The sequence below is a fragment of the Lysinibacillus sp. KU-BSD001 genome, assembly GCF_042920265.1.
Taxonomy (GTDB): domain Bacteria; phylum Bacillota; class Bacilli; order Bacillales_A; family Planococcaceae; genus Lysinibacillus_B.
Genome location: NZ_JBDQZI010000005.1, coordinates 1 through 26,413, shown reverse-complemented (window position 1 = coordinate 26,413; position 26,413 = coordinate 1). Strand labels below are relative to the sequence as shown.

Sequence of the window (26,413 nt, the reverse complement as noted above, 5' to 3'; positions counted from 1 at the left end):
ATATAGAAATGGCTCCTTCTTTCGAAATGAGCATAAAAACTGTTGACTATCTATTTTTATAACCTCTCCGCTATATTTATTTAAATGGGCATATATCTTTTCAAAACGCCCTTTTGACTAACTCCCTTCCATATGATGTGAATATACTCATATGAAAGGCAACAACATATGTTAATAGCATATAAGAACCTTAAACTGTGCATTAATTTTGCACAAAAGCATTTGCACTAGCCGCACATTCGATATGAGCCTCCACAGCAAGCTCGTTTCATGCATAAATACAAACGTTTCTAGCTTCTGTGCATCATAAATTCAACTTATATAAAGCTAATTGATTACTACTTCCGGAAAGCATCTTACTGTATTCCACGACACAATAAACGAGTTATATAAAGGGTGTAATATAGTATATGGGGTATTTGGTAATGGAACTGAGATACCTATGCTATATCGGCTTATATTTTTTTATTGCAGTATATGAAATTAGGCAATAATACCGGAATTATGTAACTTCAATGTACGAGTACATTACTTAAAATGGGAGCTTGTATATGTAAAAAAACCCCTCGTGAACACGCCATATTATTATTTCAAAAAAACAATTAAAATGAGCCAACCTCTAACATGGTTGGCTCATTTACGTCAATCATTTATTCTGTTGTGGATATAGGTCTTTCATTAATATCATGTAATTTTTCGTAAATTCTTCTCTTTCGGTACAGCATAATACCTGCTTCTGCTATATCATTAATCATCGTTTTATTCGCATAGGCACCAAAAATCATCCCAGCTATCGGTACCATTTGGAATAGTTTTTTCCAGCCAAATGAATCACGATACGTGAAAAACACTTCCTGCCATCCTTGCAATTGTGAAATCATGCTGGCAGTTGCCTTTTTGTCTTCGTGCATGGCAGCCAGTTCTGTTAAAACGGCTTCTTTTCCGACAATATCGGCAGAGGCAAACTGTAAACACTTGACGATAAAAATACGTTCCTGTTTGTCATTTGGATCGTACCCATGAATCATCGCAATTTCCTGTAGCGTTTTTAAAGCCATGCCTAAAATAACGGGAATATCAATCGCTAACGTAAAGAGACCACCAAAACCTGTGGAAGCGCCCTGTACAGTAGCCAGTTTCACACGACTTTTTTGGAGCTCCTCACTTAATGTAATCATCTCCTCTAACGGTATATTCCCTACATCTTGAATCGTTTCAATGGGCTGCCATGTAACAGACCGAATCCTCTTCAACACCGCTTCCTCACTAATTAAATAACGTCCACCTGTTTGAATGTAGCTACCTAATTCCGACACTAACACGGCTATTTTTTCTTGAATAAAAGCAGGCGTCAGCTTATCTAAAATTTTAAACGGTAGACGACCTAGCTTTTCCCAAAACCATAGCCCTTTTTGATCTTTTTCCCATTCTTCAATCATTTGTAAATGCACTGTTAATTGCTCTTTTGTCTCCATGCTTGTCTCCTTATGATTTCGACTCTTTTTTCTATTACGTATAACTGAACCAAAAGTTTCAAACACACAGTAAAATACGTGCATGTTCTCTAAAGTAGAAATGCCATTATTTATAAGTCTGAGCGAAAATCATAGCGTTCTTTCGGTACGTTCAGAACGGTTCCGTTAATTTTTACAATATTCTCTTCTAACCATTCGATTTTTACCGATTCTCCTTTTGCCCAATAGATTTTCTTTGAGCGTCTAATGGCATCGTTGAATTGTAATTCGCCTAGTAGCATAATGGGTGTTGTCGCATGGCCATTCGAGCGATAAAGAGTTACCGTGTATATCCCATTAGGTGACGTGGACGTTTCAATAAGTTCATCTTTAAAGCGACTCCAATCAAAAAACACATAATAAATAAAACCTCCGAGTAAAAGTGCAAAAATCATTCTCCACAATAAAAACAAACGCTTCAGCATGACCACCCCTTTCATACGATAAACGTTTTACAAATCATGTAAGTTCCATTTGTATGCAAATGAAAGGGGGTATCCGGAAAGTAAAAAATTTCCAGACACCCCTTTACTTCTTAATAATTATCCATTAAGAAATATTGCTCCTGCAGTGGTCACATCAAAATGCCACCATCCTCGTCGAAAGGTTCCGTCTCAAAATGTCTTTTCAGACGGCCCCTTTCTTAAAAAATCCAATCGAAAACTATTCCTAGCCCTTTAAATGCAAAGTATGCTAAAAGAATGGATAACGCGATGATCCCAAAGCACGATAAAAACCCTGAAAACATAAACGCCTTCACATTTGGTCCTTTTCGCTTGCCCCACTCTTCCTTATTTTCACTTGTAACGGTATTTAATTGTCCGCAATGTGGACACGGCTGAAAAAATGTTCGGCTTTCCTTCTTTTTGCCGTTGATGATGGCAATTTGCGATGAAAATTGCGCCTCATTAAAATCAATTTCAACTTGATGCCCACATGATTCACATGCTATTTCGATCTTTTTTGCTTCCACTTTATACACTGCCTCCATCTAACCTATACTTCCATTTTAGCGTAAAGCAGTAGTATATGTACACTCCCATCCAAATGCCATAAGTAAACAATCTTTCTTTCATCAGTTGTTTACTAAATGTATTCATTCATACTTCATAGTATAGTGGAAAATGTATCGTAGCGGAGGATTTATTGGATGGTAAAAAACAGTCGCTTTGTGGGCATATTATTGTTGTGTTTTGCTGTTGGTGTATTTGTTGGACGTTTTAGTGCATCGAATGAACCGTAGCCTCGTCCCATACAAGAAACATTTACTCCTGACAGCTTAGACAACGATGTCCAACAACGTTTAAGCGAAACATTAAACTTATCGTTTCGCATCATTAGCGACCCACCTGTTCAAATTGATGCAGAAAATCACTTTTTTCTTTAAGGATTACAGGGAAAACGGATATGAACATCCTTTTAGCCATACTTTTGACTACGATCATGTTGAATATCGAGGACATCAATTGGAAGAACATACAGTGTTAGTCTTTTTAGGTGTATACAATGCTTCTTATGTTTTTGAATTTGTAGAAGATAAATCTCAATATGGCCACTATTTTTTTAAATCACTCGTCACAAATTAAGGGGGAAATGCCAATGAAAAAATTCGGATTTCTGGTGCTCGCTTTATTACCACTAGTTGGCTGTGAAGAACAAGCTGTAAATGACACCCCTAACTTAACAGCTCCCGTTAGTACAACGACTCCACTAACGCTGGACATTTCTGAAAAATTAAAACAAACGATTTGTGAACAAATGGGACTTCGTATCGAAGAACTTTCAGATGATGATTTCGAACGAATGACTGAATTTACGATTCATGAGGATGATCCAACATTACATGTCGCCTTACAAGCAATGACCAATTTAAAAAGCCTTGTTATCTCTATCCCAATAAAAAGTCTATCAAGCATTCATTCATTAACGACACTGCAACACTTAACGATTACAGATACCCCACTGTATCATTTGGATTTTTCATCCTTGACACACTTAAAAGGACTAACATTAATCAATAATAATTTAGAAAAAATCAACCATCTAAGTGCTTTAAAAAATGTAGAATCACTTGCCATTATCGATAATGACGTGCAAGACTTAACACCGTTACAACAACTTTCTTCCTTAAAACATTTAGACCTTACAAACAATGCCGTTACTTCGATTGAACCTATCCAACACCTTGAAAATTTAAGCATTTTCATTGCAGCGAACAACTCGATCCAAAATATCCATACAACATCATTCGAAAATTTAGGCAAATTAACGAATCTATCTTTAAGTGGAAATCCAATTGATTCCATTGATTTTGTACAAAACTTGCCGCATCTTGAAGTACTACAGATTGCCCATACAAATGTATCCGATTTATCACCTGTAGCGCATTTAACCCGACTGATGAACTTAGATATTCGAGAAACAAACGTCACTTCTATCCAACCACTTGTCGCATTAAAACAGTTGAAATTTCTCTATCTCTCGAAGGAACAGGTGACAGATTGGACACTACTCGAAAATAGACACGGCCTCATTATTTCAGAGTCCATTATGCAAGCACAATAACCTACCGATAAGGCTGTCTCAAAAGTGAGCGATTCACTCACTTTTGGGCGGCTTATTAAATAAGTGGCTGCAAAAAGGCTCTAAATCGTGCTCTTTTTGTACAATCAACTATGTTTAATTTCAGAAATTTTAGTACTGTATCTTCCGATTTAATATTTTGTTGATATCGTAAATCCTTTATCCATTCCCAAATATCGCCGAGTCTTCTTTTCAGAAAATAAAACTCAAAGGCATCTAAATCCAGCGACTGATAAGGCATATATTTTTTATATTCCATAATGAACTGCCTTGCATAAGGTGGTGTAATATGCAAAATTAAATCTTGTTCCTTTGGCGCAATCGTCACACATTCCCAATCAATCAACATCAAATTTCTTCCTTGGATAATATTCCAATTGTGTGGATCAGCGTGACAAAGGACAAATGGTAATGACTTTTGTTTTAGCTTATTAGATAAGTACTTCATTCTATTAATACTACTCATCAACTCTTGCTTGAAAGGTCTCACTACTCGTAATACATTATCATGTATGGACGTCAAATCATGTTTGATAAACGAGGAGAAGGCGTCACAAAAATCCGTATTAAAATTTTCTTGTGTTTGGGGCTGGATTAAATTAGGTGGCACATGAGCCGTACTACTATGAAGCGTTCCGAGTATTTTTGCTAACTCATTCACTTGATATAAATTCAACACATTCCCACCAATTGTATAACCTTCTACAAACTCTGACAGTAAATATACATACTCTCTATCTTCACAGTAATGTTGCTTCGTTTTTGTAAGTAGCGACTGTGCGAGATGATGCTTTAATACGGTATGATGTTGCAGCCAATCGACTAACGGTATATACCGATCGATTGCATCAATCCACAGCTTAGCTGCAGCTCTTCTTTTATCATACACCTTTAAGAAATACTTTTGACGATAGTCTGTAATTAAGTAAGCTAACGCAGACCAGCCACCCGGCAGCTGCTCAATATGCCTTGCATGTATGTTGTAATGTTCTTTTAGCATCCCTTTAATCCGAAATTTTCTATCCATCTTATTCCCCCTCTCCTCCGAAATTCCTTCCTTTATATCTTATTCGCAGGAGCAACTCTACGATTGGGGGATGTTCATTTAATCATTTTCAGTTTATGTTACTTCTGAAAAAAGCAACCCGATACACTCGGATTGCTTCCTAATGTGCCTCTTTCTCCTTAAGACGAACGAATGACGAAAACGAGTAAATAAAAAATGCTTTTCCCACTATTTTAGTTCATTATTGAAAATTAAGGATGATATGAAATAAGATGCTTATTGATGAAAGTAACGCTTATAGGCCTGAGAGCCCCTGAAACTAGCTCACCCAATATTTTAATAAAAAATAAAACCCTCCAACACAATAACATACATATTATTCCTTAAATAGGAACATAAAAACAATCACCTCGTCTTATATCAGAGGGGTGATTAGATGAAAAAATGGTTGATTATGATAGGCTGCATTGTTTTGACCAGTGGATTTTATATTTGGTTTACAACATCGACAAACAATCCATTCAACATCGTTTATTTTTATAAAGAAAAATGGGGTATTCATCTCCCTCAGCCAGATGAGTTGCAGGAAATTGTCGCGTCTCCTTCTAGTTTTAACGGAGATGGTGAATGGTTTTACATTTTACAATACAAAGAAACAAAACTGAATGTTGAAGACACAGGTATGGTAGCTCTTACTGCGGAAAATGTAGAAGAAGCGAGTAAAAAAATTGCTCATTTCGTAACAACCACTACTTCAATGGTATCTACGAGTGAAGAAGTAAAAAATGCTTTTAAAGCTCACCCTATTGAAGTGAAAATTGGCGACTACTACTTCTACAAAGAAAAAAATGATGGTTACGACTATTTTATCGCACTATTGAAAAAAGATGAGCAACAAATTTATCTATTAGAGTGGCATCAATAATTAAAACGATTGATGCCATTTGTATTTATTTCTAAATTTACAAAATCTCCTCACACTTGTTCTCGTTCACTTAATAAAACACATGAAAATATAGCGTAAAGTATGATATGGTATAGTCTCTATAAAACTAATAATGAGGGGAAAACTATGCTAGATGTAAGTGAAAGTAAATTAACACAATATAGTGTACATTTTGTAAGTGATGCGCTTGTTTTGGGGGAAGAGGCATTTTCTCAACCAGAGGTCATGCTAGAAGCAGCCTTTACACAACTAGCGTTCAATAAAATGGATTGGGAGCAACAATACGAATTTTTTCATGAAACAAACCTTGGATTAAATGAAGTGTATACGTATGTCAAATCGATATTCGATTCTCCGACTAGTTTCCTTGAACAATCGCAACACATCGCTACCCATTTGCATAGTGCGTCTCAACACCCAAATATTAAAGACGGCGAATTGTTTGTAGGGTTGTTCGAACATTGTTTTTGGCATACGGATGTAAAAAAAGTGCTAGCGATTGTAAAAGTGGATGAAAAAGAAATATTCCTTGATGTGAAAAACGAGCAAAACAAAATGACCGTCAATGGCATTGATGGCATCAACGTGAAGAAAATCAATAATATCGCCATCATTGTCGATATGGGGGCAGATGAGCCACCTGCTGTCTTTATTAAAACGAAAAAGAAAGAAGACGTCGTGTACTGGCAAGAGCGCTTTTTAAAAATTAGAGCAGCGGACGAACATTATTATAAAACGAATTTAGCCTTAACAGAGTGTAAAAAATATATTTTAAAAGAAGATAGCTTTTCAAATACCGAGAAACTCGGTCTTTTAAACAAAACACTCGATTATTTTAGAAACGAGGAAGAATTCGAAGTAAGTGACTATATCGATACCGTTTTCGAACAGACAGATTCCGTACAAAAAGATATTATCGTCAATATGGTCAAGCCCTATGAAACAATCATTTCTGAAAGCGCACTGGAAAAGGTCGAAAAAACGTACAAACGTAAAATTAAACTCGATTCCAATATTGAAATTCAAGTGAATGTACGTAATATCGAGCAAGTGAGTGAACTTATTGAAGTCGGCTATGACGAAGCGACTAATCGAAAGTTTTATAAAATTTATTTTCAAGAGGAAGTATGATGCATTTCCTCTATAACTAAAAACAGCAGTTTCCGTATACTTGGAAACTGCTATTTCTCGTTGTACAAACTTTAAGGACTTCTATTAAAAAAATTGCGCAATAATACGAGGGGGAAGAAGAAAAAGATTACTTATCATCAATACCTTGGTATTCAAACGACATCCCCTTGAATCGGTTCTTTTCCATCTTTAAAACGTATACGAATAGATTTTGCTTTTGTGAAATCAGCACAATCCATTATGTGAAAATGCAAATGGGTTTCTGATGAATTTCCTGAATTGCCACATCTCCCTATACATTGCCCTTCCTTCACCATGTCTCCCTCGTTCACTACAATAGAGGATTGTTTCAAATGGGCAAGCAAACTATATTCTTGATGCTTATGTTCAATGATGACATAATTCCCCGCAGGATTACTAGAATCCATTTCACCTGGCACATTGTCTTTTAGGCCGTCCAAAACTTTCACGACTTTTCCATCTGCTGGAGCAAATATTGGCTGATTAAAAGCATAGAAATTTTCATTTCGCAACGGTGTATCTTTATAAGAGACACCATTTTGAACTTGGACTAAATCATACGCATAGCGTTGGTTCTCATAAGCATAGTGATAGTTGATAAATTCGTTTGTTCCACCCCAAACAACAAACCACTCCCCTTTTACTGGCATACAATAGCTATTTTGCGTGTATAGCTTATCACTGCTTGGATACGTGACATAAGGCTTCACAGAAAGACTATGAATAATCCACTGTTCATCAAAGAAGACATCTATTGCCTTTACTTTTTGATCATCTAACCAAACGTAATGTATCAAGCTTTCTATAGATATACGATAAGCTAACTGATAACTAGCTACCCCTTGATTAAATGAAGCCGCCAGCTCTACAAATTGTTCAAGTGATACTAATTCTCGAAACGGCGTAATCGCTTGGTCATAAATCATTTCATAATCACCTTGATAGAAATGTGTACCAAATTGTTCCGGATCAATCGGTTGATGATATGTATTTCTCATGATTACCTCCTGCATCATTCATAGACTCTCTATACTATACGGAAAAATTACCCAAATGTTTCAAAAATAAAAAAGCTAAAGGATTACAAAAAATCCTCTAGCTTCAAAATCAAATATACGCTTGAATAGCTAAGTAAAATTCATACAGGAAGTAGCAGCCAAATCCGAATAATAACATTCCTCCTATAATTGAGGTCCATTTAATCATTTGACGATTCATGACTTTCCTCGTAATCGAAACAATCATTAATAACCCTACATCATGTAACAAAATGCCCGTTAAAATCCCTATCGCTGCAATGATAAAACCGACCGATTCATTCGTCACATAGGAATCTGCTAACACCGCACCAAATACGGATATCCAAAACACTAAATTCCCTGGCGATACGGCTACAAATAAACCATTTCGATACGTTTTCGAAAGTGATTTATTCACCTTTTCACCCGCTAATGTAATATCTTGATCGGCATTTTTAATAGAGTCATAGGCTAACATAAATAAAAAACCGGCTCCAATAATCCACAATGGGAGCTGAACATAAGGCAAGGATAAAATTTTTGCTAGTCCAAAATAGAGCGCCAATATGAGTAACACATCAATCGTCATACCGCCCAAACCTACAGCCCAGCCGTGAAAAAATCCGTTTTTTAAACCTTGTTTCGTCATTTCAACCGTGATTGCTCCAACGGGTAAAGCAATCGATAAACCAACTAAAACAAACTTCAAATACACATCCAAAAGTCATAACTTCTTTCAAACACTATTTGTATATTAATTCTCCGTTTGAAATAATTATACATAACTTTCGTGTGTAATCAACATAAATAAAAACGGTTCTAATTTTATCCTTAAACATCCACATAAAATTTAGGGATGTAAAAAATCCCATACTGCTTAACTAAAAAGGTTTCTAAGTGTGATTGAGTACCTGTTTCAAATGGTGGTATCGTTAGCTCATACAGTTGTGCATTATCACCAATATCATTCCAGCTATCAATTTTTTTAAACTCTGTTTCAAACGCTATAATCGGATGCCCAAGTAAAAATAAATGCGTTCGTAATGCAATTGTAGGTGACGTAAACAAACATAAAACAATCACTACTAGTGCTATGAAAACAAGCCATCTCTTTTTCAATGTACTCCCCCATTTCAAAATACTTTATGGTGAAATTGCTTTTTGAATATTAATCGTTACAATCATTTTTTGACTCACTGATTTCGTTAATTTTCTTCGTTATAATCAATATAATTAAAAATGCACCACTACCCATCGCCGCATTCTCAATATGTTGGTCAAGGACGTAGTATTGAATAACAAAGAACAGTAAACACAAAATAAATACATGTATTGTATACTTCATCAAATCCCACCCTGCTTATTTCACTCAATCTATTCCTCACTGCTTGAAAATGCACTGATTTTTTTATTCATTTTTCGCACTTCATGTCGGTTGTATAAATAGAATAAAAACCAAAAGAATGTGAATATCAAAATATTACCGATGATGATGCCTATTAGAGAAGGGATCGATGATACTGGAATCCACTTCAAAGAAAAGGCAACGATAAAAAACGTACTTAATCCTACACTAAAATGGATGAAAGTTTGTTGTAAAAATGTTAAACGTTCGATACTGTAAACAATCGATGTTGTCGCACAACTAATACCTACCAGAATAGAACCAAATACATGGCCCAGAAAGTTTTCAGCTAATACTTGTAAAAAGGTCTCGCCTCCGATTACATAGCCAATAACATTCATACACACGAAAGCTGTACAACCCCAACTAATACCAAACAATAAATATTTCATCATATGCATGGACGTTAAACCCCCAATCGCTCTTTAAATTTCTTCCGGTAATTTCTTGTAATGACTTCTTTTATCCCCATCACCAGCTCCACTTCCATTGTGCCGTTAAACGCTGCTTCAATATGTTTAATTTTTCGGATATTAATAATGGCTGATTTTGAAATGCGAATAAAATCTTTCCCTAATTGCGCTTCCAGTTCATATAAAGGTTTATTGACGATGTACCGTGTTTTAGCTACATCATACAGCACCAGTTCCCTACCTTCCGTACAAATAACAACAATCGTTTCAGGGTCCATCATATACGTTTTATTGTCATGCTGGGCCGTCAATATATACGTGTCATTTTCACTTTGCAACAGCGAAATGGCTGCTTGAATATTCGGTGTTAACTTGGCAGTATGAATTTCTACATACGGTTCTTCACACTTCGCATCAATTTTCAACTCCACCCGCATTCACCGTTCCCCCCTTATACTAAAAATTATAGCATACAAATTTTTCTAAAAAATGCATCTTAGCCCGCTATGTGGTAACTTACACCGCGATCTAGACATAATACCGTTAGCTTATAAATTCCCCTCCATAACAAAACAAAGACGCTTAAAAAACATCGCTCGTGGATATCCCCATTTACAGAAAGTTTACATTAAATTTGCTTTATACTAAAAATTAACTATAATGGTAGATGTAGTGTCTTTAATGCTTGCAGAAAATAAAAACTATCACTTCTTTTTCCAGTAAGATTTCACTGGCGTTGTTTTCTTTTTATTTGAGGTACGGGTTTAGTGTGTAAACGATGAGTTGCATTCTTGAATCGATTGATTGTTCTAACACAATCAGCCGAAAAATAACATTGGAAGGAATTGAGGAAGTATGAGTATTGTTTTACAAGCGACAAAGCGTGAGGCAGGATCTCGTTCAATTTTACGCGAGATTCGAGAAAATGGCGGTGTACCCGCAGTTGTCTACGGCTACCAAACAGATACGACACCGATCTTTGTCGATGCAAAGAAGGTTTCGAAAATGATTGTAGCAAATGGCTTAAATAATATTTTTAAGCTAGCAGTAGATGAGCAAAGTGTTAATGCTGTTATTAGTGAAGTACAGCGTTGCGCATTAAAGAATACTATTACCCACGTTGATTTCCAAGCGATTAATATGTCAGAGGAATTGGAAGTAGACGTACCAATTGTATTAACAGGCGAATCCATTGGGGTTAAAGAAGGTGGCATTTTAATGCAACCAAACTTAAACATCAGAGTGAAGGTAAAGCCTGCGGAAATTCCTGAATCGATTGAAATCGATATCTCTCACCTAGCTATTGGTAGTTCCATAGCAGTTGTCGATATTCGAGAGCAGGTTGGCTTTGATATTGTGACAGAAGATGGTTATACACTCGCTACAGTGATGGCTCCAACAGTAGCAGAAGCTGCGGTTGAAGAAGAAGCCGGGCAAGTATAAAAGAATAAATACGTGTAAGGGTGTTGACTTTTGTCGCACCCTTTTTTTGCTTCCGTCATTATATTGATATAGCGGAATTGACATCATATTTACGTGGTTTCCGATGTATTTTACGCGGGTTTCCAATAGTTTTACGCGCTTTTACGGTTTCCACCTAAACTATTATTTCCTCTCCGGCAATACAACATAAGAAATACTAATCGCGCCATCAATTAGCACAACGAGTCCCCAAACCTTCAGCATTTGCTGTAATGTTGTCGTATCGCCTGCTTGCCCGATATACTGAATCATCGCCCATAACAACACGCCTCCGACGGCATATGCCACAATGTGCCGCATCCATAGCTTTACCTCATGAACGCCTTTTGCTCTACCAACGAGCCGTTCTTTCGTATTCGGCTGCTTTACTATCCAAATGCGGAACTTTTCATCTGCCCAATCAATGAATGTTTTCCCATATGCAACGGAAACACCGATATAAATGGCCGCAATGCCATGCACAGCGGTAGCAGCTTGCCCGTTTTTTAAATCGATTGCTGTTAACATGAATAAAGCGAAATCAATGATAGGCGTTAGTAAAAAGAAGATAATACTTAATCGTTCTTTCTTTAGTATGTACCGCGCTATAAGCCCTGCTATAATGGCAATCCAAAATGCAATTTCAGCAAGAATAATCCAGGTAACCACGCTCGCTCTCCCCTTCTCTTTTTCCATGCCCATTATACAAAAAGCAATATTTACCTATACGGATGAGATCACTAAAAGTTTCAATAGCGAAAACGATCGCATAATTAATCCATGTGGCTTACACGTAGATTTGCCCAAAAAGCTTCTGCTTTTGTACGCTTAAAAAAACGATGAAATGGCTCATTCTCCCGAGCAAATTCATTATATATGTGAAGCATTTCTTGTAGGAAGGCTTCAATATTTTCTACCGATACATTTTTCGCAAATAATTTCCCAGCTTGTGCATGCCTGCCCATGGGAATCGCTCCAACATACACGTCAAAGCTATCCTGCTGGTACACAAGTCCAATATCATCGTACATTGCGTTATAGCATGCAGAGGCGCAGCCATTTACATTCAGTCGAAGTCGATTCCGTACAGCTTGCCCAACGAATGTTTTATACAGGGCTTCTGTTATCGCTGCGGCTTCCATTTTTTCACCATCACAAAAGTCACATGCCTTCATGTCTACAACCGCGCCTTGTTGCGCAATATATAACCCTACATCCTCTAGCTGCTGACAGATTTCTAATCGTTTTTCTGTAGGGACAGATATAAGTAAATAATACGAAGCAGAATATTTAATCGCTCCATCTTCTCCTACGATTTCCGCTATTTTTTGCAATTGTGCAGGTGTGTAATGTTTATTAATCACCCCTGGACTAATCGCTAAGCGTGTATATGAACTTTCCTTATTTAATGTCGCAAATGTATGCTCTGGCACATTTTTAGTAAATGCATTGCGCCCCATAGTACGTCCCCCTCTAGATGAAAATAAGCTAGCAAAACGCTAGCTTATCTCTACTTATTAAAAGCTTTCTGGGTAGAAGCCTTCTGCTAAAATTTTAATCGCTTCGGCTGCACGTACACCTTCTGATGCAGCTGATAATGGTAAAATGACAAAGCGTTCATTTAACACCGCATCCATTTCTTTTAATGCTGGGTCATTTTTTAAAAACGCTATTTTTTCTTCCGCTGTTGTAGAACCATAATCAATGACGACAATTACTTGTGGGTCACGTTCAACAGCATCTTCCTTTGATACCGTTGTCCAACCAGACTCGACATCACCAAAAACATTTTGTCCTCCTGCAATTGTCACTAGCTCATTCATAAAGTTTTGAGCTGCTGTAAACACGTCTTGCTCTCCACTATCATACACAAGTACACGTAATGGCTCCGCTTGCTCAGGCAATTTTGCACGAACTGCCTCTACATCACTTGCCATTTGTTCAATTAATGCTTCCCCGCGATCTTCTACACGGAAGATTTTTGCGATATTACGAATATCGGTGAAAATGTCCTCTAATGTTGGATTATTTATACTTGAAGATGTATGTAAATACGTGTGAATGCCTAACGCCTTTAGTTCCTCTACTGTTCCAATGCCTTTTTCACTAAAGCCACTTTTCCAGCCTGCATATAAAAAATCTGCCTCTGCATCAATCACTTGCTCTTTCGTTGGATATTGCTCTGCTAATACAGGCACTTTCGCATACGCCTCTTGCAGTGGTTCGTAAATTTCATCATCTAAATAAGCCGTACCAACCATCGAATCCTCTAAGCCTAACGCTAGCATAATTTCTGTCACGTGTTGGTTTAAGGAAATCGCTTTTGTCGGTGCTTCCTCATACACTTGTGTTGTGTCATTATTTTCAATTGTTACGGCAGTTTCTTCCGCTTGTGCAGGTTCTACTTTTTCTTGCTTGCCTTCTTCATTGCTACAAGCACCTAAAACGCTCAGTGCCATAACCGTGATAAACACAAGCCACATGTTCTTCAATTTTTTCATGTCAATCTCCCTTTATTTTTAATTTATATAGAAAGAAGTGTATGCTTCCTCACGATCTATAACATGGATTCAGGTATATAAAATAATTGCGGCTTCTTCGTAATCGGGTGAATACCGATTTCCGCATGTACGCCAAAAACATCGCGTAAAAGCGCTGGTGTCAGCACCTCTAACGGCGTACCATAAGCAACAACTTCCCCTTTTTTCATCACATAAATTTTGTCGCAATACGTAGCGGCAATATTTAAATCATGGAGTGCCACCATAATCGTAATAGGTAAACTCCGAATTAAATCCATTAATTGCAGCTGATGCTGAATATCTAAATGATTCGTTGGCTCATCTAGCACCATCACTTGCGCTTGCTGTGCCAATGCTCTTGCCACAATGACGCGCTTCTTTTCCCCACCTGACAATGAGCTGAAATGGCGCTCACTCAGATGGGCGATCCCTGTTTGCTCCATCGATTGCTCTACAATTTGTCGGTCCTCTACGGTATCTCGTTCAATCAATCGTTTATGCGGTGTACGCCCCATCGCGACTAAATCTCTCACCGTAAATTCAAACAATACAGGTGTTTCTTGTCCGACGACCGCTAACTGTTTCGCGACAGCTTTTGCTGGTTTCGTTAGCATGTCCTCGCCAAAAAGAAAAACTTGCCCTTCATTTGGCTGTAGCATCCGATACATATTTTTTAATAATGTCGATTTGCCACTACCATTAGGGCCGATCAACCCTACCAATTCACGCTCTTTCACATGGACAGACACATTCTGGAGAATTGTTGCTTGTCCGATGGCATAAGAAAGATTTTGTGCCACATATACCATTTATTCACCCTCCCCAAATGAGTAGGTTTGTTTGCGCAGCATCCAAATGAAAAATGGACAACCGCATAATGCCGTAATAATCCCAATCGGCATTTCCTCAGGCGCAATAATAATCCGTGCTAATGCATCTGCCCAAACGAGGAAAATGGCGCCGAGTAAAGCGCTAATGGGTAAAACAAATTTATAATTGGAACCAACGAGCATGCGGACAACATGCGGGATAATTAAGCCAATAAATCCGATGGCACCACTGACAGCAACAAGCACCCCTGTTAAAAGTGAGACCAATAAAATGAGTAATAAACGAAACTTCTCTAGGTTCACACCTAACGTGAGTGCCGATTCTTCTCCAAGTAATAGTAAGTTCAAATGACGCGCATGAATGCGTAATACTACATACACAACGACAAATACAATAATCGGCAGCATTAAGTTACTCCACTTCGCACCTGCTAAACTGCCCATCATCCAGTGCATTACCGCTTTGATCCCGCCCTCTTCCTTAGACATGAGGAGCATAAAGTTGGTCATGGCAGATAGCACAAGTGACACGGCAATCCCGGCTAATAACAAACGAATGACAGACACCCGTCCCCCGACTCTTGATAATAAAAAGACAATGACAACCGCAACCGTTGCCCCGATAAAGGCCGCAAATGATAGCGCATACATCCCTAAAAAGGAAAAGGCCCCAAGTAAAATTACCGCTGTAGCACCAACAGAAGCACCAGATGAAATCCCTAAAATATACGGATCCGCTATCGAGTTCCGCACAAGTGCTTGAATCGCTGCACCTGAAATCGCAAGTCCTGCCCCGACGACCATCGCTAATAGCACGCGGGGTGTCCGAATTTGCCAAATAATAATTTCTTGTGATCGGCTCCAGTCCGCTTCAATCCCCAATACATTCCACGGCACATGCGATAAAATAACCCGCCAAACGGTCCCAGGTGTAATAGAAACAGAACCAATGATAACGGCTATTGTTGTGGAAATCATCAAAACAATGAGCAAAATTGCCACAAGAAAACCAAAATGAATCTTTCCTTTTTTCTGCACACTAAGCTCCTTTCAAAGGTTTTATTTCTCTCTTTGTTCCCGCAGCTTATAAAGACAAATAAAAAAATCTCCTTGAATCCAAGGAGATTGTCATAGCGAAATAAAGGGTATATTTGCCCTACTCACTACAACCATCCTCGTGGTTCTATGTAAATGCTCTACTATTTATTGGCAGGTCTCCTGGCTCATCATCAACGCGCCTCACAGCCTTCCCAGTTTCCCAGTGGCATTTGTGAGTTACTCCGATTTACAGTTGCGGGACAGCGTCGGATTTGCACCGACTTCCCTTTTAAGCAAATAACAAAATAGTATTTGCACCAATAATATGATATTTTTTTGTAATTCTTACAGTAACAGAATCTATCATAATTCACAATAGTTTTAATAAATTCTGAATATTACGTGTATATAAATAGTATTTTTTTATCTTAAATAACCACCAGATAAAGCAAGTGAATTTTTACATAAATGTCCACAACTAAAATCGTTATACAATACTTCAGTTCTACTTAAAGCCCTTCTGCTGAAGCACACTCAATTTTAGCTAAACTTATTCTTCAATATTAAAAATGTCATTCTTTTCTTCATTTATATGAATATTAGTTGTAATTCTAGCTTAATAGAATTGAAGCTACCTTCGATTTGCCTTTCGAAAATTAATCAGTTATACTGATTATCATAAATAATGATTAAATGAAGAGGTGACTATAATTGAGTAGAATTTTTAAATCTTATGGATTTATTACGGGAAAAGTGGAGCAACTGTTTGAAATGGAGTTTTCTCAAAAGTTAACACCTTATGATATTAACGTGAAACAATATGGTGTTCTTATTAAAATCGATGAAAAACCAAATTCCTCCCAGAAGGAAATCGCAGACGAACTAAAAATTGATCGAACAACAATGGTTAGTTTTATTGACCATTTGGAAGCACTGAAATATTTAACGAGAACTAAAAACCCGCAAGATAGAAGATCCTATTGCTTAACCATTACAGATAAAGGAAAACAGATTTTAGAAGACTGTTGGAGTACGTTAGAGCAATCTGAAAAGAAAATACTCTCCCCTTTAAGTGACCAAGAAGCCCGTTTATTAAAAGATCTTTTAATAAAAATTTTTAAAAATCAGGAGGAATCATAAATGAATCAAATTGAATTTTTTAAAAATCGTATCGAGTCTACTTTTAGCCCAATGGATTATATGCAAGCGAGTAAACAAAATCCAGATGAGTATGTATTGCTAGATGTTCGGAATGGTCCGCCTCATCTAAAAAAAGAAAAAATCAACGGGGCTGTAGAAATACCCCAAGTTGAGTTAGAGAATCACCTTTCAGAAATTCCAAAAGAAAAAATTATCGTTTTATATTGCTGGGATGTATGGTGCAATACAGCTGCAAAAGCTGCCCTTATTCTTTTAGAAAATGGATATAAAGTGAAAGAGTTGAGTGGTGGTATAGCTGCATGGAAGACTATGAATTTCCCGACTACACTTTTAACGTCTCCAAATCTACCTACTGAACAATGTGAGTGTTAAGCAAAAATATAGCCAGGTTAGATAACACCGTTCTATTTTAGGACGGTGTTATAATTCCTATAAGGTAAGGAAGCGGCTTTTTTCTTTAGCTTATTCAATTAATACACTCGGTTACTTTAAATTGTATACATTCACAAACTTAAATTCTGAAACATGTTTAGTTAATTAAGCTGAATTTTTATCCTTCTTTTCAAGGGACCTATTTCTCCGTAGATAATCTCATCGTCAATTCTTACATCCACTTTGAACTTTAAAACACCGTTATCCAAATAGTAACCGCAAAAATAATTAAAATGATACCTAGAACACGGTCAAACCAATGCATGTACTGTTGATAGACTTTTCTAAAAAAACTATTTGAAATAAGTATAGCTAATAAAATAAACCAAAGCCCCACTGCCACAATGATTTCTCCACCATATATCCACCCCATCCACTTTGAAGTGTTTGGTCCAATAAATTGTGAAAAAATACTTAGGAAGAATAGTGCTGATTTAGGATTCAATACATTACATAAAAAACCTTCACGAAAGCATCGTATAACAGATTGTTTCAATAAACGGTCTATGCTCTTACCATTTGAATTCTCTAAGCGAGCTTGTGATCGGATTCCTTGCCAGCCTAACCAAAGTAAATAAGTAGCACCAGTAAGTTTAATAACATTAAAAACAACCGGTATTTTTTCCAATATAATGGTAAAACCTAAAAGGGTATAAGTTATATGAACAATTAATGCACTTGCAATACCTAAAGCCGTAGCTATACCATATTTTCTTCCTGCTCCTAAACTATTTTTCATGACAACTATAAAATCAGGCCCAGGTGATAGAGCTGCTAAAATACCTACCAAAAAAACTTCTATATACACAAAAACAGCCCCTTATTTCTTCACATTACGTACAATATAAGTTAATAAATCATCGCCTTGCCATAATGAGCTAAGCATGTCGCCACCTACTTTGTCACTTACAACCTTCATCATCATATCGTGTCGAATATATTCTTTTGCCAATAGAATTAACATTGGTTCAGCTGTTTGAATTGCTTGAGGAATTTGTCCCTTAACAAAGCCAGCAATCAGGACTTCTTGATTATCCTGTATAACAATCGTTAATCTTTTACTCATTCTACTTTCTTCAATGACAGCAGTATCTCGACGATGGTAAAACGTTTCGCCAAATGAGTCAGTCTCCTGATTAGTAAAAAGCATTGAATATAACTTAATTCCTTTTTCGCCTTGTTCTAAGGCAGGATTCCTTAATTCATCTAGTTCCTCTTCCCATGCAGAAAGCCATATTTCCTCCTTCGCTGCTAGCATTAATTTTTGCATAGCATTAATGATCTTTTTTCTCCCTTCAATATGCTTAATCACATTCACTTCTACAGGCTTTTCAATCACTTGCAACTCTTTTTCTAAAGAAGTAAGTGTGTCCTCTGTTTGTCTTCTACGATTCATAACTAGTTCTTTTACTGGAACTGGCGTATATGTAGGTGGTTCAGTTCGAAGCTCTATAATGGCTTCTTTTGCTACTAATTTTGCAATGACTGCATAAACCATTGAGCGTGGTACACCACTTTTTTTACTAATTTCATAACCATTTATTGCAGGCTCTTTCAGTAGTGCTATATAAACCTTAGCTTCATTTTTGGAATAGCCAATCTCTTCAAATTGCTCAATTAAATGTTCCATAATACCCTCCTATTAGTAGTCATATATATAACTACTATAATTAGGGCACTACCTCATGTCAATAAATAGAGTCAGAAAATTCTATCTTATAAGATTCCCCATCAATATTAGGTAGTTGCTTTAGATTGAAATTTCTCCCCTAAAAAGACGATAGTATAATGCCAAATTGTTATTAACATAAGAGGCAAAAAATATCATTTACAATAATTAACCTTTAATGTAAAATTACTAACAAAATTCAATAGTCGATGCGTTGATTGGAAGTATTAAGGATTCCTTATTGAATAGAGAGCTGTTGGTTGGTGCAAAACAGTCAATATAATCCTCAACTCGTCCATGAGCATTTGTGTTGAAATGGTAGTAAACACAAACGGTAGCTATCCGTTAACAGTTTGGATTTAAATCCTATTAAGTGAGCTTTTAAAGCTAATTAGAGTGGTACCGCGAATCAAACTTCGTCTCTTTTTGAGACGGAGTTTTTTATTTTGAAAAACCACTGATATCCACATTTAGAGAGGGAGAATTATGATGAAAACAACATGGCAAAGAGAAGACGTAACAACACACTATTTACAACAAGTAAGGGGAGGCATTCCTTTTGGGGCAGAGCAAGCACAAATTATGCTCCAAGTAGTGAATCATTTTATAGAAAAACCAGCCATTATTATGGATTTAGGTTGTGGCAACGGTTTTTTAGCAGAAATATTACTTCGTACATATCCAACCGCAAAAGCCATCTGTATTGACCATTCGCAGCCAATGATTGAGCAAGCAAAAATTCATCTGGAGGCATATACTGATCGTTGCGAACTTTATGTAGGAGATTTTAGTAACTCAATTCAAAATTTCGTAGAACCTAACAGTGTTGATTGCATTGTATCGGGTTATGCAATTCATCATTTACCACACGAAAAAAAGAAAGCATTATATACTGATATTTATAATCTATTAAAGCCAGGTGGCATTTTTATTAATATTGAGCATACTGCTTCTGTAACAGAGGAGATGGAAAAACTATATGATGAGCTATTTATTGACCATCTAACAGCATATAATAACGGGCAACGAGCAGAAATTGCTACTGAATATTATAGCCGACCAGATAAAGCAGACAATATTCTAGAACGTGTAGATATTCAAGTCCATTGGTTAAAAGAAATTGGATTTAATCATGCCGACTGTTATTTCAAGTGGCTGGAGTTAGCTGTATTTGGTGGAGTTAAATAATGAACTCCTAGGGCATTTTAAAAAAAATGGATAAGCGAATAAAAAAATTAAAATTGTCCCACCTTATTTTAAAGATATTAGATAGTATATAAGTTAAGAATCCATTTTGATCAAATCTATTTGAAAATGGATTCTTTTTAGTTTGTGAAATACAGGGCTTTTAATGAGACCATTTCCTAAAGCTATAATAACCTAATTTATTTTTCTTTTTTTCACTATAAATCTACTTACATCCTTGCATCGAATATAGTGTAAACTTTACTTGCCAATTGCCCCGATTATCATCTATTAATATTTGATTAACCCTAATAAAAAGTGCCAACACTGCATCAATATTTTTTCACCTTACCCTTTTTCCATTTATATAAAAGAACATTACTTACGAACCTCCACTATTTTTCGCCACAAAGCTATTAATACAACATTGATAGCCAATATATTTATCTTTGCCATATAGCTTTTTTCTTAAATTTTTTATTAATAAAAAAAATCCCCACACGCCATTCTATTCAATAAAAATGAGAGCAGTGGATTCATTTTCTAGTATTAGCATTCTACGTCTCTAGACTGACTGTGGTTCATGCTAAGGTACCTGTTCTTCTTTTTTAAAAGAGGTATATTGTAAGAGTACATACTTTTGGCATTACAATCAGTAGTCTTTTGATATTGTTAAGCTTTCCGAATAACTATAATTATTTAAGGAGCTAGAGCCATATGAGAATCCCTACAGTAGTAATAAAAATGAGTTTAACCCTTTTGTGCTGCACTATATTTCTTCCTACTATATTAGTCTCAGCAAATCAAGACATTAAAAATGAACTAGACACCTATATTGAATCGTATTTAGAAGAATATCAAGTTCCAGGTGCATCAATTGCTATTATTCAAAATAATAAAGTTTTTTATTCAAAATCATGGGGAGTAACGGGTGAATTAGAGAAGCAAGTAACAACAAAAACGCCTTTTACAATAGGCTCCATTAGTAAATCATTCACAGGTTTAGCTATTATGCGATTAGTGGATGAAGGTATCATCAAACTAGGCGATCCAGTACAAAAGCACATGCCTTGGTTTACAATTAAAGATACAGAAGAAGCAGCTCAAATAACGATTAAACATTTACTTACCCAATCGAGTGGATTTAGTACATATACAGGATTATCAATCTCAGACAAAGAATCTACAGATATTGAAGCAATAAAGAATAATGTAACAAGCTTATCAAACGTTAACCTTACCGCGCTACCAGGAGAAAAACATCAATATAGTAATGCCAATTTTTTAATCCTTGGCGCACTTATTGAAGAAGTTACGAATCAGACATATGCAGAATATATGGAACAAAATATATTTATTCCATTAAGAATGCAAAATGCAGCAGCAGATTATGAATCAGCTTATGAAAAAGGATATTTAAGTGGTTATCAGTCATGGTTTAGTATACCTCGGAAAAGCGCTGTTACTTACGATAATGGAGGAGCCCCTTATGGGTATATAACCGCAAGCGTAGAAGATATAGTCCAATTCATTAAACTTCTAAGTAGGAAAGATTTCGAAAACTTTTTAAGTGAAGATAGTTTCAACCATTATTTAACTCCACATATTCAAACAGGAGAAAACCGATATTACGGCTTAGGAATACGAATTTCACATCCAAACTCTTCGAATACAATGTTTTGGCACTCAGGTTCAACACCAGATTCTCACGCAGAGATGTTTTATATGCCAAAAACGGACTGGGGTGGAGTAATTCTTACAAATAAAAATAATCACTTAGAGGAAGAAGGATTATACTACCTGAAAATGGGTATTATCAATATTTTAAATGGTGACGAACCTGTTGACCTCCCTGAAAATACACCTAGCATTCAATTCATTGTTTTTGGATTTATTTGTTTACTCTTTGGGCTATTCATTTATTTATTATTACGATTGAAGTCTAAAAAAATATACAAAAGAGAATTATGGACTTTTATAGGAATTTTGGGTTTAATTTTATCAATATTTCTTACCCCACTATTTATATATTTTGTTCAGGCACCATGGCATACAATCCAAATGTTTTCACCTGATTTAGCAATACTGACAGTTATAGCAAGTACCTTCTTGGCTGTTAATAGCTTATTAGCGATAAAAATATCATTGAAGAAAATGATGTAAAGTATTTTCATACAACAGCTTCTCCTATCCAATCTGTATGAAAATAACCATTATCAACATCCAACAAACCTATAGAATTAGAAGTTCTAATTAAGTCATCTATATATTTCTTGGCAGTGTTTATGCTTTGAACTTGTATAGTATATTTCGCTAGCTTGGTAAACAGTTATTACGATCGTTTCCCCCTTCTTTTATGGTGTCGAGTAGCAGATCATTGAAGAAGGAGTTGGGTCATCGATAAATTGAAAAAACGCCATGTGAAAAGGTATTGACAGACTAGCTACGTTGATTTATATGTCAACTCCATTTCCTTATTCAGTGGTTAGAAATTGGTCGAATACTGTAACTGTAGATTGCCCGTATAAAGAGTTCAAAAAAGTTTGATAAAAATCACCTCGTGAGATATCTTCTTCTAAGAGGTGATTTTTTGTCTAAGAGTAAATTCTATAGAAAAGAGGATCACGAAGATAATAAATTTTTAGGCTTTTTTATCGTTGTAAAGAGCAAATGTAACTTCTGCTTCACAAGCGACTTCTCCTTCTACTGTAGCAATAGCTTTTGCTTTTGCGATTGATCCACGAACTCTGGTTATTTCTACTTCTAAACGTAATTGATCACCAGGGTGAACTTGTTTCTTGAACCGACAACGGTCAATACCAGCAAACAATCCTAGCTTTCCTCGATTTTCATCTTTCATTAACATAATAACTGCACTTACTTGTGCCAACGCTTCTACAATAAGAACACCTGGCATTACTGGATAATCTGGAAAGTGACCAATAAAGAACTCTTCATTAGCAGTAACATTTTTAATTCCGACTGCGCGTTTCCCTTCCTCTACTTCAAAAATACGATCAACTAATAAAAACGGATACCGATGTGGAATAATTTCTTTAATTTGTTGAGTATTGAACATAATTTCTTCTCCTTTATACTTTTACATCTATTTTAGTATCTGGTCATTATATCAAATTATAAAATCAAGTATTAAAATAGTAAAGGTTACAAACAAATTCTATGAAAAGTGAAAATTACAGCTATTGGTGAAAACTCCTATTCCGCAAACGGACGCAATTACATAGCAGCACAGGTAGAAAATCATCAAACTTTATTCCAAAGCTACAATGTTATTTTGGTTTGAAAGAAAGTCTTACTGTTTTGAAGAAAGTTGAGCGAAAATGTTATTGTTTGAGTTTTCTTCTTCCACTAACGAAGAAAGTTAGTGGAAGAAGGATTTTTTAATATATTAGCGAATAACAAGTTAAAAAGGGAAATAAGTTTTGATATTTTATGAGGTATCTAAAAAAGACTATAAAACAGAAATAGTCATAATAGAATCGATAATGTAAAATCGTATATTTTAACCAATCCACTATTTGAAAAACACCATTTTTTAGTGAAGGAGACATCGTTTTTATTTTTCGTAAAATAGTATTATTTGCTTTTATAATATCCTGATTAAATTAATAAATGAGATAACTTATAAGTGAGGGCTATATGAGTATATACAAAACACAATCTGGAAGAGAAATATCACTAAAGCTTTATGATGCTCAATTAAAGAAATTGGATTATTCATGTAAGGATGTTTACGTTCATACTCGTTTTGGAAGAACACATATCATTGAAACTGGCAATCTATTAGGTGAACCATTGTTAGTATTTCATGGTGGGAATAGTACGACTGCCTACAATTTATTAATGTACAGATTCCTACTTAAGGATTTTCATATCTATGCAGTTGATCTTATTGGTCACCCTGGAAAAAGTGATGAGGTTAATCTCTCTCCTCGCAATTATGATTATGGAAAGTGGGCAAGTGACGTTATAACAGCATTGGGATTCGATAAAATAGCTTGTTTTGGGGCTTCATTTGGAGGCGGAGTCCTAGCAAAACTGATGTGTACCGCACCGGAAAAAGTAAAAAAATCCGTATTAATTGTACCATCAGGTATTAACAATGCCTTTCCAATTATTACTGTAAAAATGATGATACCACTACTCAAATATAAACTAACAAAGAAAGAAAAATATATAAAAGAAACAGCTTTATTTATGGCTATTAAAGAAGACATTCTGGATAGAGATACTTTGGATATGGTGAAAGATAGTTTTGATCATGTAAAAACAAAGATAGGGATGCCATCCAATGTGAGTGAACAATTAATGCAACAGTGTAAAGCACCGACACTTATTATGGCAGGAGAAAAAGATTGTTTATTTCCAGCGAAAAAAGTATTACCAAGAGCAAAAAAAATCATACCAAATAACACGGTGCATATGTTAAAAGGCTGCGGGCACATGCATATGATGCCAGAGCATGAAAAGAAAATGATTATTGATTTCTTAAGTATTTAGTAACTTTAAAGTCCCTAAAAAATAATAAAGTTTTTTAATTTTTATAGAACTAATGGGGTGCTAGGTCACAGGGACATAACAGTGTTAGCCTTAGTTCCTTTATCCCTATTCCCATAGGAAGCTTTACCCTGTAGCGAAAGGTGAATATCAACACCTATACTCACCGATTCCGCCTTAATCCACTGGCAAGTCATTTTTTGATAACGTTTTGCCTAAAAAATACGTGTATATACAGGAGATATTTTGGGCGTCAACACACCTGTAAAAATTTAATAAGTAGTTTTAAAAAAAAACTCCATTTTTATCAACCTTTTTTCAAATGGAGTTTTTATATTTACTTTTAAATCAGGATTAAAGCACATTTTTAATCCTACTTTATCGTAAAGCCACATTACATTGTAGTATAGAAAGATCTATTATCGTAATTGTTGTCCCAATAAAATAATAACTTATTTACACTTCAGTTGTCCTAAAACTATCATTTGTACAACGGATATTACGATACAAACATATCAAATAAATATTATATTTACTGTTTTTTAACAATTCTAAATTAACACTAGAAATAAATTCCGTTTTATTTTATTTAACACTATAACTCGTATTGATTTTGCAAAAAGGAACCCCTTAGATAAATGAAAAATTAGAGAAATCCATTCTCAACCATAATAAAATGCACCATCTCTAATACCCCTTCCCCCCCTCTTATTATCACTAATGATTTAAACCTATCTATTCATTGAATTCATTAACTGGAAGAAGTATTCAGTTTTATGCGTCTTATATAGTTTGTACCATGAATACAATGTATCTGGTGCAAATACATCTAAGATTTTCAGCACTTCTTTCGTAAATTCTAGAGGAGCTATTCCTGATGCTGTCACTAAATTCCCATCAGATACTGCAGGTGTCGTATCATAAAATTTTTCTCCTTTATAATTAGGACAAACCATTTTCATATACCCTAAATCATTGCTTGTATGCTTTCTAGAATCCAAGCATCCTATATTCGCTAGTCCTTCGGTTGCCCCACAAATGGCAGCAACTATAGTGCCAAGCTTTAAAGCTTCTACAATTTTTTTCAAGATAGGCTGATGAATATCTTCTCTCCAAGTATCTCCCCCAGGTAAAATAATAAGATCTTTATGCTCAAGGGTACATTCATCAAGGGAAATATCGGGTTTTATATTTAGCCCGCCCATTGTGGTAATCATTTCTTTCGTAGCACCTACTGTAACGACTTTTAAAGGAGCTATACCTTCTTTGAAGTATCTCCCTGAATTTAACTCAGCAATTAAATATCCATATTCCCAGTCTGACATTGTATCAAATACATAAAGATACGCTTTTTTTGTCTTCATCTAATCAATCTCCCATCACTATTAATATTGCCTATTATAATAAAACTTCCCTGACAGCTAGTGTCAGGGAAGTTCAGATTGTCGACAAAAGGCCTTCAGAATGGTCTCATTCTGAAGGCCTTTTGTATTTTTAATATTTTTAGGGGTATTTTATAGTCTTATTTTAAGTAAAAGTACTCTTCGAGTATTCTAATT

General features: G+C 35.7%; 29 protein-coding genes, 1 riboswitch and 1 other annotated feature. Of the genes, 9 read left to right on the top strand and 20 right to left on the bottom strand.

Going from position 1 to position 26,413, the window contains the following annotated elements:
• Positions 1-650 precede the first annotated feature (650 nt).
• The 4 genes from AAGS61_RS09170 to AAGS61_RS09155 all read right to left on the bottom strand — a co-directional run bounded on the left by AAGS61_RS09170 (position 651) and on the right by AAGS61_RS09155 (position 2,852).
• Positions 651-1,475: an EcsC family protein gene (locus AAGS61_RS09170; RefSeq protein WP_391370458.1), complete on the bottom strand. Its 825-nt coding sequence runs from the start codon at positions 1,473-1,475 to the stop codon at positions 651-653.
• A gap of 110 nt (positions 1,476-1,585) precedes the next feature.
• Positions 1,586-1,939, bottom strand: coding sequence for a DUF5412 family protein (locus AAGS61_RS09165; RefSeq protein WP_391370456.1), 354 nt, complete (start codon positions 1,937-1,939; stop codon positions 1,586-1,588).
• Positions 1,940-2,157: 218 nt separating this feature from the next.
• Positions 2,158-2,487: a redox protein gene (locus AAGS61_RS09160; protein ID WP_391370453.1), complete on the bottom strand. Its 330-nt coding sequence runs from the start codon at positions 2,485-2,487 to the stop codon at positions 2,158-2,160.
• Between the two features lie 170 nt (positions 2,488-2,657).
• Entirely contained in the window at positions 2,658-2,852 is a 195-nt protein-coding gene (locus AAGS61_RS09155) for a hypothetical protein (RefSeq protein ID WP_391370449.1), read from the bottom strand.
• A 261-nt stretch (positions 2,853-3,113) separates the two neighbouring features.
• On the opposite strand from AAGS61_RS09155, the gene AAGS61_RS09150 reads away from it, so the two are divergent.
• The gene (locus AAGS61_RS09150) at positions 3,114-4,079 is read left to right on the top strand and encodes a leucine-rich repeat domain-containing protein (protein WP_391370448.1); all 966 of its coding nucleotides are present in this window, start codon (positions 3,114-3,116) and stop codon (positions 4,077-4,079) included.
• Between the two features lie 55 nt (positions 4,080-4,134).
• Here AAGS61_RS09150 and AAGS61_RS09145 read toward each other — a convergent pair whose 3' ends face one another.
• Positions 4,135-5,124, bottom strand: coding sequence for an aminoglycoside phosphotransferase family protein (locus AAGS61_RS09145; protein WP_391370445.1), 990 nt, complete (start codon positions 5,122-5,124; stop codon positions 4,135-4,137).
• Between the two features lie 415 nt (positions 5,125-5,539).
• On the opposite strand from AAGS61_RS09145, the gene AAGS61_RS09140 reads away from it, so the two are divergent.
• Together AAGS61_RS09140 and AAGS61_RS09135 are read left to right on the top strand one after the other, a co-directional pair.
• The gene (locus AAGS61_RS09140; protein WP_391370442.1) at positions 5,540-6,028 is read left to right on the top strand and encodes a hypothetical protein; all 489 of its coding nucleotides are present in this window, start codon (positions 5,540-5,542) and stop codon (positions 6,026-6,028) included.
• Positions 6,029-6,175: 147 nt separating this feature from the next.
• Complete coding sequence (locus tag AAGS61_RS09135; RefSeq protein WP_391370439.1) at positions 6,176-7,180, top strand: hypothetical protein; 1,005 nt, start codon at positions 6,176-6,178, stop codon at positions 7,178-7,180.
• A 152-nt stretch (positions 7,181-7,332) separates the two neighbouring features.
• Here AAGS61_RS09135 and AAGS61_RS09130 read toward each other — a convergent pair whose 3' ends face one another.
• The 6 genes from AAGS61_RS09130 to AAGS61_RS09105 all read right to left on the bottom strand — a co-directional run bounded on the left by AAGS61_RS09130 (position 7,333) and on the right by AAGS61_RS09105 (position 10,475).
• Positions 7,333-8,199 carry a M23 family metallopeptidase gene (locus AAGS61_RS09130; RefSeq protein WP_391370437.1) on the bottom strand — a complete coding sequence of 289 codons (867 nt, stop codon included), beginning with the start codon at positions 8,197-8,199 and terminating at the stop codon, positions 7,333-7,335.
• 109 nt (positions 8,200-8,308) lie between these two features.
• Positions 8,309-8,941, bottom strand: a complete 633-nt coding sequence (locus AAGS61_RS09125; protein WP_391370435.1) for a LysE family transporter — start codon at positions 8,939-8,941, stop codon at positions 8,309-8,311.
• A 110-nt stretch (positions 8,942-9,051) separates the two neighbouring features.
• The gene (locus AAGS61_RS09120) at positions 9,052-9,339 is read right to left on the bottom strand and encodes a hypothetical protein (protein WP_391370432.1); all 288 of its coding nucleotides are present in this window, start codon (positions 9,337-9,339) and stop codon (positions 9,052-9,054) included.
• Between the two features lie 49 nt (positions 9,340-9,388).
• Positions 9,389-9,565 (bottom strand): hypothetical protein, encoded by a 177-nt coding sequence (locus AAGS61_RS09115; protein WP_391370429.1) that lies wholly within the window; start codon positions 9,563-9,565, stop codon positions 9,389-9,391.
• A 29-nt stretch (positions 9,566-9,594) separates the two neighbouring features.
• A complete protein-coding gene (locus AAGS61_RS09110; RefSeq protein ID WP_391370426.1) occupies positions 9,595-10,026 on the bottom strand; it encodes a DUF3021 domain-containing protein in 432 nt (143 codons plus the stop codon).
• A gap of 5 nt (positions 10,027-10,031) precedes the next feature.
• Entirely contained in the window at positions 10,032-10,475 is a 444-nt protein-coding gene (locus AAGS61_RS09105) for a LytTR family DNA-binding domain-containing protein (RefSeq protein ID WP_391370423.1), read from the bottom strand.
• 418 nt (positions 10,476-10,893) lie between these two features.
• On the opposite strand from AAGS61_RS09105, the gene AAGS61_RS09100 reads away from it, so the two are divergent.
• On the top strand, positions 10,894-11,481 hold the full coding sequence (locus tag AAGS61_RS09100; RefSeq protein WP_391370420.1) for a 50S ribosomal protein L25/general stress protein Ctc: 588 nt from the start codon (positions 10,894-10,896) through the stop codon (positions 11,479-11,481).
• Between the two features lie 162 nt (positions 11,482-11,643).
• On the opposite strand, the gene AAGS61_RS09095 is transcribed toward AAGS61_RS09100, so the two are convergent.
• From AAGS61_RS09095 to AAGS61_RS09075, 5 genes are all read right to left on the bottom strand, one after another.
• Positions 11,644-12,168, bottom strand: a complete 525-nt coding sequence (locus AAGS61_RS09095) for a hypothetical protein (RefSeq protein ID WP_391370417.1) — start codon at positions 12,166-12,168, stop codon at positions 11,644-11,646.
• A gap of 104 nt (positions 12,169-12,272) precedes the next feature.
• The gene (locus AAGS61_RS09090) at positions 12,273-12,959 is read right to left on the bottom strand and encodes a precorrin-3B methylase (protein ID WP_391370415.1); all 687 of its coding nucleotides are present in this window, start codon (positions 12,957-12,959) and stop codon (positions 12,273-12,275) included.
• Positions 12,960-13,016: 57 nt separating this feature from the next.
• Positions 13,017-14,000 (bottom strand): ABC transporter substrate-binding protein, encoded by a 984-nt coding sequence (locus AAGS61_RS09085; protein WP_391370412.1) that lies wholly within the window; start codon positions 13,998-14,000, stop codon positions 13,017-13,019.
• A 56-nt stretch (positions 14,001-14,056) separates the two neighbouring features.
• Complete coding sequence (locus tag AAGS61_RS09080; RefSeq protein WP_391370409.1) at positions 14,057-14,830, bottom strand: ABC transporter ATP-binding protein; 774 nt, start codon at positions 14,828-14,830, stop codon at positions 14,057-14,059.
• A complete protein-coding gene (locus tag AAGS61_RS09075) occupies positions 14,831-15,829 on the bottom strand; it encodes a FecCD family ABC transporter permease (RefSeq protein WP_391371145.1) in 999 nt (332 codons plus the stop codon). It abuts the gene before it with no gap.
• A gap of 213 nt (positions 15,830-16,042) precedes the next feature.
• A riboswitch (cobalamin riboswitch) is annotated at positions 16,043-16,226 on the bottom strand.
• A 374-nt stretch (positions 16,227-16,600) separates the two neighbouring features.
• On the opposite strand from AAGS61_RS09075, the gene AAGS61_RS09070 reads away from it, so the two are divergent.
• Complete coding sequence (locus tag AAGS61_RS09070) at positions 16,601-17,029, top strand: MarR family winged helix-turn-helix transcriptional regulator (protein WP_391370406.1); 429 nt, start codon at positions 16,601-16,603, stop codon at positions 17,027-17,029.
• Positions 17,030-17,422, top strand: a complete 393-nt coding sequence (locus tag AAGS61_RS09065) for a rhodanese-like domain-containing protein (RefSeq protein ID WP_391370404.1) — start codon at positions 17,030-17,032, stop codon at positions 17,420-17,422. It abuts the gene before it with no gap.
• Between the two features lie 250 nt (positions 17,423-17,672).
• Here the strand turns inward: AAGS61_RS09065 and AAGS61_RS09060 are convergent, their stop codons facing one another.
• The gene (locus AAGS61_RS09060) at positions 17,673-18,290 is read right to left on the bottom strand and encodes a LysE family translocator (protein WP_391370401.1); all 618 of its coding nucleotides are present in this window, start codon (positions 18,288-18,290) and stop codon (positions 17,673-17,675) included.
• A gap of 12 nt (positions 18,291-18,302) precedes the next feature.
• Positions 18,303-19,112: a TrmB family transcriptional regulator gene (locus AAGS61_RS09055; protein ID WP_391370399.1), complete on the bottom strand. Its 810-nt coding sequence runs from the start codon at positions 19,110-19,112 to the stop codon at positions 18,303-18,305.
• A 244-nt stretch (positions 19,113-19,356) separates the two neighbouring features.
• Positions 19,357-19,578 (top strand) — a binding site (T-box leader).
• Positions 19,579-19,637: 59 nt separating this feature from the next.
• Between AAGS61_RS09055 and AAGS61_RS09050 the strand changes: the two genes are divergently transcribed.
• Both AAGS61_RS09050 and AAGS61_RS09045 read left to right on the top strand, forming a co-directional pair.
• Positions 19,638-20,339 carry a class I SAM-dependent methyltransferase gene (locus AAGS61_RS09050; protein WP_391370396.1) on the top strand — a complete coding sequence of 234 codons (702 nt, stop codon included), beginning with the start codon at positions 19,638-19,640 and terminating at the stop codon, positions 20,337-20,339.
• Between the two features lie 714 nt (positions 20,340-21,053).
• The gene (locus AAGS61_RS09045) at positions 21,054-22,499 is read left to right on the top strand and encodes a serine hydrolase domain-containing protein (protein ID WP_391370393.1); all 1,446 of its coding nucleotides are present in this window, start codon (positions 21,054-21,056) and stop codon (positions 22,497-22,499) included.
• A 478-nt stretch (positions 22,500-22,977) separates the two neighbouring features.
• On the opposite strand, the gene fabZ is transcribed toward AAGS61_RS09045, so the two are convergent.
• The gene (gene fabZ / locus AAGS61_RS09040) at positions 22,978-23,415 is read right to left on the bottom strand and encodes a 3-hydroxyacyl-ACP dehydratase FabZ (protein WP_391370390.1); all 438 of its coding nucleotides are present in this window, start codon (positions 23,413-23,415) and stop codon (positions 22,978-22,980) included.
• Positions 23,416-23,996: 581 nt separating this feature from the next.
• Here fabZ and AAGS61_RS09035 point away from each other — a divergent pair.
• Positions 23,997-24,857 carry an alpha/beta fold hydrolase gene (locus tag AAGS61_RS09035; protein WP_391370387.1) on the top strand — a complete coding sequence of 287 codons (861 nt, stop codon included), beginning with the start codon at positions 23,997-23,999 and terminating at the stop codon, positions 24,855-24,857.
• Between the two features lie 728 nt (positions 24,858-25,585).
• Here the strand turns inward: AAGS61_RS09035 and AAGS61_RS09030 are convergent.
• A complete protein-coding gene (locus AAGS61_RS09030; protein WP_391370384.1) occupies positions 25,586-26,218 on the bottom strand; it encodes a type 1 glutamine amidotransferase family protein in 633 nt (210 codons plus the stop codon).
• Between the last annotated feature and the right edge of the window lie 195 nt (positions 26,219-26,413).

Bases quoted from the DNA above. Each gene is read 5' to 3' on its own strand.
- AAGS61_RS09170 (WP_391370458.1), bottom strand. From the start codon at position 1,475: ATGGAGACAAAAGAGCAATTAACAGTGCATTTACAAATGATTGAAGAA.
- AAGS61_RS09165 (WP_391370456.1), bottom strand. From the start codon at position 1,939: ATGCTGAAGCGTTTGTTTTTATTGTGGAGAATGATTTTTGCACTTTTA.
- AAGS61_RS09155 (WP_391370449.1), bottom strand. From the start codon at position 2,852: ATGATGCGAAACGATAAGTTTAATGTTTCGCTTAAACGTTGTTGGACA.
- AAGS61_RS09150 (WP_391370448.1), top strand. From the start codon at position 3,114: ATGAAAAAATTCGGATTTCTGGTGCTCGCTTTATTACCACTAGTTGGC.
- AAGS61_RS09145 (WP_391370445.1), bottom strand. From the start codon at position 5,124: ATGGATAGAAAATTTCGGATTAAAGGGATGCTAAAAGAACATTACAAC.
- AAGS61_RS09140 (WP_391370442.1), top strand. From the start codon at position 5,540: ATGAAAAAATGGTTGATTATGATAGGCTGCATTGTTTTGACCAGTGGA.
- AAGS61_RS09135 (WP_391370439.1), top strand. From the start codon at position 6,176: ATGCTAGATGTAAGTGAAAGTAAATTAACACAATATAGTGTACATTTT.
- AAGS61_RS09130 (WP_391370437.1), bottom strand. From the start codon at position 8,199: ATGAGAAATACATATCATCAACCGATTGATCCGGAACAATTTGGTACA.
- AAGS61_RS09115 (WP_391370429.1), bottom strand. From the start codon at position 9,565: ATGAAGTATACAATACATGTATTTATTTTGTGTTTACTGTTCTTTGTT.
- AAGS61_RS09110 (WP_391370426.1), bottom strand. From the start codon at position 10,026: ATGCATATGATGAAATATTTATTGTTTGGTATTAGTTGGGGTTGTACA.
- AAGS61_RS09105 (WP_391370423.1), bottom strand. From the start codon at position 10,475: ATGCGGGTGGAGTTGAAAATTGATGCGAAGTGTGAAGAACCGTATGTA.
- AAGS61_RS09100 (WP_391370420.1), top strand. From the start codon at position 10,894: ATGAGTATTGTTTTACAAGCGACAAAGCGTGAGGCAGGATCTCGTTCA.
- AAGS61_RS09090 (WP_391370415.1), bottom strand. From the start codon at position 12,959: ATGGGGCGCAATGCATTTACTAAAAATGTGCCAGAGCATACATTTGCG.
- AAGS61_RS09085 (WP_391370412.1), bottom strand. From the start codon at position 14,000: ATGAAAAAATTGAAGAACATGTGGCTTGTGTTTATCACGGTTATGGCA.
- AAGS61_RS09080 (WP_391370409.1), bottom strand. From the start codon at position 14,830: ATGGTATATGTGGCACAAAATCTTTCTTATGCCATCGGACAAGCAACA.
- AAGS61_RS09075 (WP_391371145.1), bottom strand. From the start codon at position 15,829: ATGATTTCCACAACAATAGCCGTTATCATTGGTTCTGTTTCTATTACA.
- AAGS61_RS09065 (WP_391370404.1), top strand. From the start codon at position 17,030: ATGAATCAAATTGAATTTTTTAAAAATCGTATCGAGTCTACTTTTAGC.
- AAGS61_RS09055 (WP_391370399.1), bottom strand. From the start codon at position 19,112: ATGGAACATTTAATTGAGCAATTTGAAGAGATTGGCTATTCCAAAAAT.
- AAGS61_RS09050 (WP_391370396.1), top strand. From the start codon at position 19,638: ATGATGAAAACAACATGGCAAAGAGAAGACGTAACAACACACTATTTA.
- AAGS61_RS09045 (WP_391370393.1), top strand. From the start codon at position 21,054: ATGAGAATCCCTACAGTAGTAATAAAAATGAGTTTAACCCTTTTGTGC.
- fabZ (WP_391370390.1), bottom strand. From the start codon at position 23,415: ATGTTCAATACTCAACAAATTAAAGAAATTATTCCACATCGGTATCCG.
- AAGS61_RS09035 (WP_391370387.1), top strand. From the start codon at position 23,997: ATGAGTATATACAAAACACAATCTGGAAGAGAAATATCACTAAAGCTT.
- AAGS61_RS09030 (WP_391370384.1), bottom strand. From the start codon at position 26,218: ATGAAGACAAAAAAAGCGTATCTTTATGTATTTGATACAATGTCAGAC.